General features: G+C 69.0%; 6 protein-coding genes. All 6 read left to right on the forward strand.

Features of this window, described 5'->3' with window-relative positions; genetic code table 11:
- Positions 1-48 precede the first annotated feature (48 nt).
- Entirely contained in the window at positions 49-1392 is a 1344-nt protein-coding gene (gene murL, locus B1991_RS18480; protein ID WP_136260135.1) for a UDP-N-acetyl-alpha-D-muramoyl-L-alanyl-L-glutamate epimerase, read from the forward strand.
- A 105-nt stretch (positions 1393-1497) separates the two neighbouring features.
- Positions 1498-2871, forward strand: a complete 1374-nt coding sequence (murD, locus tag B1991_RS18485; protein ID WP_136260136.1) for a UDP-N-acetylmuramoyl-L-alanine--D-glutamate ligase — start codon at positions 1498-1500, stop codon at positions 2869-2871.
- A gap of 151 nt (positions 2872-3022) precedes the next feature.
- The gene (locus B1991_RS18490) at positions 3023-3961 is read left to right on the forward strand and encodes an alpha/beta hydrolase (protein ID WP_136260137.1); all 939 of its coding nucleotides are present in this window, start codon (positions 3023-3025) and stop codon (positions 3959-3961) included.
- A 184-nt stretch (positions 3962-4145) separates the two neighbouring features.
- Positions 4146-5120, forward strand: coding sequence for a potassium channel beta subunit family protein (locus tag B1991_RS18495; RefSeq protein ID WP_136260138.1), 975 nt, complete (start codon positions 4146-4148; stop codon positions 5118-5120).
- Between the two features lie 71 nt (positions 5121-5191).
- The gene (gene hemP, locus B1991_RS18500; protein ID WP_136260139.1) at positions 5192-5392 is read left to right on the forward strand and encodes a hemin uptake protein HemP; all 201 of its coding nucleotides are present in this window, start codon (positions 5192-5194) and stop codon (positions 5390-5392) included.
- Positions 5393-5487: 95 nt separating this feature from the next.
- A partial coding sequence (locus B1991_RS18505; protein ID WP_136260140.1) for a hypothetical protein occupies positions 5488-6008 on the forward strand: 521 nt, incomplete at its 3' end.

Raw genomic sequence — 6008 nt, forward strand, 5'->3', positions numbered from 1 at the left:
CCCTCTCCCCGCAGGGGAGAGGGGGCGCGTCGCGGCAGAGAGTGAAGAATGACGATAACCGTGCAACCACGCCTGACCCGCGTGTTCCGTTTCACCCGCGCGAGCTACGCCGACGGCGTGGTCGAGCTGGCGTATGCGTTCGACGATGGCGAGGAGCTGGTCGAGACGATCCGCTTCCCGCAGGCGCCGGCGGTACCCGCCGAGCGGCGCGCGGCGTTCGATGCGGCGCTGAAGCTGCTGCACCTGATCGCCGGCGTCAGCTACTACAAGGCCGGCGTGCCGCCGAAGATCGAGCTGGCCACGGGTCCGCTCGACGACGCCACCGCCGAGCTGCTGGATCAGTTGTACCTGCACGGCCTGGCCGAATTCGCCTATCGCAATGGGCTGGATCTGCGCGGGCGGATTGCGTTCCCTCGGGGTGGTGATGCGCCCGCAGTCGGCGCGCTCGATCTGCCCAGGCGCACCCTGGTGCCGATCGGCGGCGGCAAGGATTCGCTGGTGGCGGTGGAAGCGATCAAGTCGATCGGCGGCGCGGCGACCGCAGTGTGGGTCGGCAGTTCCGCGCTGATCGCGGCCTGCGCCGAACGCACCGGCCTGCCCACCTTGAACATCCAGCGCGAGCTGGCGCCGGGCCTGTTCGAGCTGAACCGGCTCGGCGCGTGGAACGGGCACATCCCGGTGACCGCGGTGAATTCGGCGATCCTCGTCGTGGCCGCGATCCTGTACGGCTACGACTCCATCGCGTTCGCCAACGAACGCTCCGCCTCGGCCGCCACGCTGGAGTACGACGGCCAGCAGGTGAACCACCAGTGGAGCAAGAGCCTCGCCTTCGAGACGTTGCTCGGCGACTGGCTGCACAGCCACGTAGCCGCCGACCTCGACTACTGCTCGCTGCTGCGGCCGTACTCGGAGCTGGCGATCACCCGCGCATTCGCGAAGCTGACCCCGTACTTCGACGTGTTCTCCAGCTGCAACCGCAACTTCAAGCTGCTCGGTCCCAAGCCGGTGGACCGCTGGTGCGGGCAGTGCCCGAAATGCCACTTCGTGTTCCTCGCGCTGGCGCCGTTCCTGCCCAAGCCGCGGCTGCTGGCGATCTTCGGGCGCAACCTGCTGGATGACGAGAACCAGGCCGCCGGCTTCGACGCGCTGCTGGAATACCAGGACCACAAGCCGTTCGAGTGCGTGGGCGAGGGCGCCGAGGCGCGCGCGGCGATGTACGCGCTGAGCCAGCGGCCGGAGTGGCAGGAGGATGCCCTGGTCGAACGTTTCCGCGGCGAGATCCTGCCGCAGCTCGACGTAGCGCAGCTCGCGCTGGAGCCGTGGCTGCAGCCGTCCGCGGAACATCGCGTGCCGCTGCGCTTGCAAGCCGCACTGGCGGCGATCGGCGCATGAACCACGGCATGTTTTCCGTAGGAGCCCGCTTGCGGGCGATGCTCCTGGTTTCTGCATGGCTCGAAAGAGCATCGCCCGCGAGCGGGCTCCTGCGAGTGGGGTCCCATGCGCATCGCTGAACTGGCGGGTCGCCGCGTCGCGATCTGGGGTTTCGGGCGCGAAGGCCATGCCGTGCTCAAGGCCCTGCGTGCGCGCCTGCCGGCGCAATCGTTGACCTTGTTCTGCAGCGCCACCGAGGTCGAAGCCGCGCGTGCCTTCGACCCCGCGCTGGAAATCGTCGCCGGCGAGCCGGATGCGGCGGCGCTCGGCCAGTTCGACATCGTGGTCAAGTCGCCCGGCATCTCGGCATACAAACCGGCGCTGCTGGCCGCGCAGGCTCAGGGCACGCAATTCACTTCCGGTACCGCGCTGTGGTTCGGCGAGAATCCCGATGCCCGCGTGATCGCGGTCACCGGCACCAAGGGCAAGAGCACCACCAGCGCGTTGACCGTACACCTGGCCCGATCACTCGGCGTACGCACCGCGCTGGCCGGCAATATCGGCATGCCGCTGCTGGAACTGCTCGGCCAGCGCGCGGAGCTGTGGGTGATCGAACTGTCCAGCTTCCAGACCGGCGAAGCCGGGCCGGTGGAACTGGGCGTGGTCACCAGCCTGTACGAGGAACATCTGGACTGGCACGGTTCGCGCGAGCGCTACGTGGCCGACAAGCTGAAGCTGGCCGACGTGTCGCGCACGCTGCTGGTCAACGGCCTGCAAGCGAATCTGCTGCAGTACACCGCCGCGCATCCGCATCGCCTCGTGTTCGGCACGCCGGAAGGCTGGCACGTGCGCGATGGCATGATCTGCCGCGGCGCGCAGGCGGTATTCGACAGCGCCGCGCTGGCGGCGCCCGGCCTGCACAACGCGCTCAACGCCTGCGCCGCGCTGGCCGCGCTGGAAGCGATCGGCATGGACGCGCGCACCGCCGCGCCCGCCTTGGCAACCTTCCGTCCGCTGCCGCATCGCCTGCAGCCGCTGGGCGAACACGATGGCCGGCACTGGGTCAACGACTCGATCAGCACCACGCCGCTGGCTACGCTCGCCGCGTTGGAAAGCCTGCACGGCCGCACGGTGACCGTGCTGGTCGGTGGGCACGACCGCGGGCTGGACTGGACGCCGTTCGTCGAGGCGATGCGCAACGCATCGGCGCACGCGATCGTCTGCATGGGCAGCAACGGCGCGCGCATCGCCGAAGCCTTGCGCGCGGCAGGCGTCGCCTGCCCGCTGGCCCTGGTCGACAACCTGGCCGCGGCGGTCGCCGAGGCCAGGGCCTGCACTCCCGCCGCGGGCGTGATCCTGCTTTCGCCGGGTGCGCCCAGCTTCGATCAGTTCAAGGATTATGCGGAGCGTGGGCGGCGGTTCAGCGCGTTGGCCGGTTTCGATTCGGCCGGGATCGCCAGCATCGACGGGTTGGGTATCGAGGGAGTGCAGCGCGGCTGAATCCCCCCACTGTGTCCCGATGCATCCCGGGAAAGTCATGAAACCTGCCGCCGCCGGGCCGATGACTCACGCAGGATAGGCACGCCGCGCTCCCGCTGATTTTCCATCCCGAACATGCCGCCTGGCCATGTGCCAGCAAGGATGAGTCGCCATGAAACTTTGCATCGCCGCGCTTGGACTGCTGGCGCTGTGCGCCAGCGTGCAGGCGGAGACCTTGGTCTGGCAGCCTGCTGCCGGGCACACGCAGGTCCCGATATGGCCGGGCACGGCGCCGGATCTGCAGCCGGTGCCCGGGCCGGAAACGGCGAAGGTCAGCGAGAAGCTGCTGGCGGGCAAGCCGGCGACGGCGGTGACCAATGTCACGCAGCCCACCATGACGGTGTATGCGCCCACGGGGAAGAACACGGGCGCGGCGGTCATCGTGATTCCCGGCGGCGGATTCCAGATTCTTGCCATCGACCTGGAAGGCACCGAGACCTGCGACTGGCTGACCTCCCGGGGCATCACCTGTGTGCTGCTGAAGTACCGCGTGCCGAGCCTGCCTTACGACTGGAGGTGCGATTGCCGTCCGCACAATTTCGAGCTTTCGGTGTCCTCGCTGCAGGACCTGCAGCGAACGGTGCGGCTGGTGCGCGCGCAGGCCGCCGCGTTGCACGTCGATCCGCACCGGATCGGCGTGCTGGGCTACTCGGCCGGCGGTTTCCTGGTGGCGGAGATCAGTACGAATTTCGATCGCCACCTGTATGCGCCGGTGGATGCGGCCGACCGGGAAAGCGCGCGACCGGATTTCGCCATGCCGATCTATCCCGGGCATCTGACCCGGGGTGACGGCAAGTTGAACCCGAACATTCCGGTTTCAGCCAGGACGCCGCCGACGTTCCTGCTGCAGGCGGAAGACGACTACGTGGATGGGGTGGATCAGGCGCTGGTCTACTACACCGCACTGGCGCAGGCGAAGGTGCCGGCGGAAATGCACCTGTATGCGCATGGTGGCCATGCCTTCGGTTTGCGTCCTGCCGCGAACCCGATCACCGGCTGGTCGAAGCTGGCCGAAGCGTGGCTGCACACGATCGGCATGGTGCGGGACTGAGCATGGCCGGCGATCGCGTTCAGCGCGCATAGCGTGCCGGTGCCCCGCTGACGCTTGAGCCGACGCGTAGCCTGAGCGGGCGGGAGTCCGCGAGATCAGTGAGGCCCATGGACGCCGCTTCGACGGCGACCATGCCATGCTGTGCGTTCCCGCAAGCATTTGTTCGTCCCTGAAGGAGTTCCCCATGCAATACCGTCGCCTCGGCCGATCCGGCCTGCAGTTGTCCGCGTTGTCGTTCGGTGCCTGGGTCACCTTCGGCCGCCAGGTCGGACGCAAGGAAGCGCGCGAGTTGCTGGCGTTGGCACACGACCGCGGGGTGAACTACTTCGACAACGCCGAGACGTACAACAACGGCGTGGCCGAGCAGGTGATGGGCGACGTGCTGGCCGATCTGCGCTTTCCGCGCGACAGCTACTGTGTGTCCAGCAAGGTTTTCTTCGGCGCGGTGGATGAGCCGCGGCCGACCCAGCGCGGGCTGTCGCGCAAGCACGTGATGGAAGCCTGCCACCAGGCGCTGCAGCGCCTGCGCGTGGACTATTTGGACCTGTACTTCTGCCATCGCCCCGATCCGGACACGCCGATCGCCGAGACCGTGGCGGCGATGGACACGCTGATCCGCCAGGGCAAGGTGCTGTACTGGGGCACCAGCGAGTGGCCGGCCGAGGCGATCCACGAGGCGCACCAGGTCGCCCGCGAAAACCATCTCTACGCGCCGGTGATGGAGCAGCCGCAGTACAACCTGCTGCACCGCGAGCGGGTGGAGGTGGAGTACGCGCCGCTGTACGAGGCCTACGGCATGGGCACCACGATCTGGTCGCCGCTGGCCTCGGGCCTGCTCAGCGGCAAGTACAACGACGGCGTGCCGGCCGATTCGCGGCTGGCCCAGCCCGGTTACGAGTGGTTGCGCGAGAGCGTGCTGGGCCACGGCGACGAGCGCCTGGCCAAGGTGCGCGCGCTGCAGCCGATCGCTGCCGAGCTGGGCACCAGCCTGGCGCAGCTGGCGATCGCCTGGTGCCTGCTCAACCCGCACGTCTCCACTGTGATGCTGGGCGCCAGCAAGCGCGAGCAGCTGGAACAGAACCTGGATGCGCTGGCACTGCTGCCGCGGCTGGATGCGGCGCTGGCGCAGCGGATCCGGCAAGTCGTCGAGGCGGGCTGAGCCGGCGGTGGTTGACAGTCAAATGAGAATCATTATCATCAAAGACGTCACCGCTACCGCTGGATGTCCCGATGTCTGTCCTGTCCCTGCGCCAACCGCTGTCGTCCCGTTCGCTCCCGCGGCCATCCTTGCCACCGCCGATGCCGGCCCCGGCCCGGCATGTGTCCAGTCATGCGCTGCTGGCCGGTGAGCGCGAGCTGGTGATCCGGCATCAGGGCAGCGAGTACCACCTGCGTCTGACCCGCAACGACAAGCTGATCCTGACCAAGTAGCGGCGACGGTCGGATTCCCTGGCGCGCGGGCGGCAGTCCGCGCGTTTTCCCCGAGCCCGGTGCTTCTCGTCGGCGCGTGTTGCTGGAGGCGTGCGATGTTCATTCCCTGGTCGCGACAACGGCAGGCACGGTGCCTGCAGGCTTCCGGCACGGGCGCCTGCCGGCGCTGGCTGCGAACGGCGCCGGCGCCGCTGCTGGCGGCACTGCCGGCGCTCGACCGCGTGCTGTACCTGCCGCTGGCGACGTGCGGGCCGGAGCTGTCGGCCTTGCCGCGCGGGCTGCTGGTGGAAACGCCGGCGCTGGCCCCGCTGCTGCGCGTGCGCTGGCTGATGGCGGTCAGCCTGATCGCGGTGGACGGGCCGCGCGAATGGGTCGACGGCCTGGATCGAACCGGCCACCCCTGCGTGCGCCTGCACCTGCTGCCGGACACCGACTACCTGGGCTGGGATCGGCTGCTGGCCAGCGGCGAGCCGGCGCCGGCGATGCCGGATACGCCGCACTTGCCGGCACTCGACGCCTGCCCGTTGCGCTTCCGCCGGCGCCGGCTGGCCGGCCTCGACGTGCTCCTCGGCGAAGCAGCCGGCGCGCTGTCGCCGCTGGGGCGGCAGCTGGCCGG

This window comes from Rhodanobacter lindaniclasticus (assembly GCF_004799035.1).
GTDB classification, from domain to species: Bacteria; Pseudomonadota; Gammaproteobacteria; order Xanthomonadales; family Rhodanobacteraceae; genus Rhodanobacter; species Rhodanobacter lindaniclasticus.

What these genes read in the sequence shown, in the direction of transcription:
- murD (WP_136260136.1), top strand. Translation starts at nt 1,498, where the DNA reads ATGCGCATCGCTGAACTGGCGGGTCGCCGCGTCGCGATCTGGGGTTTC.
- B1991_RS18495 (WP_136260138.1), top strand. Translation starts at nt 4,146, where the DNA reads ATGCAATACCGTCGCCTCGGCCGATCCGGCCTGCAGTTGTCCGCGTTG.
- hemP (WP_136260139.1), top strand. Translation starts at nt 5,192, where the DNA reads ATGTCTGTCCTGTCCCTGCGCCAACCGCTGTCGTCCCGTTCGCTCCCG.
- B1991_RS18490 (WP_136260137.1), top strand. Translation starts at nt 3,023, where the DNA reads ATGAAACTTTGCATCGCCGCGCTTGGACTGCTGGCGCTGTGCGCCAGC.
- murL (WP_136260135.1), top strand. Translation starts at nt 49, where the DNA reads ATGACGATAACCGTGCAACCACGCCTGACCCGCGTGTTCCGTTTCACC.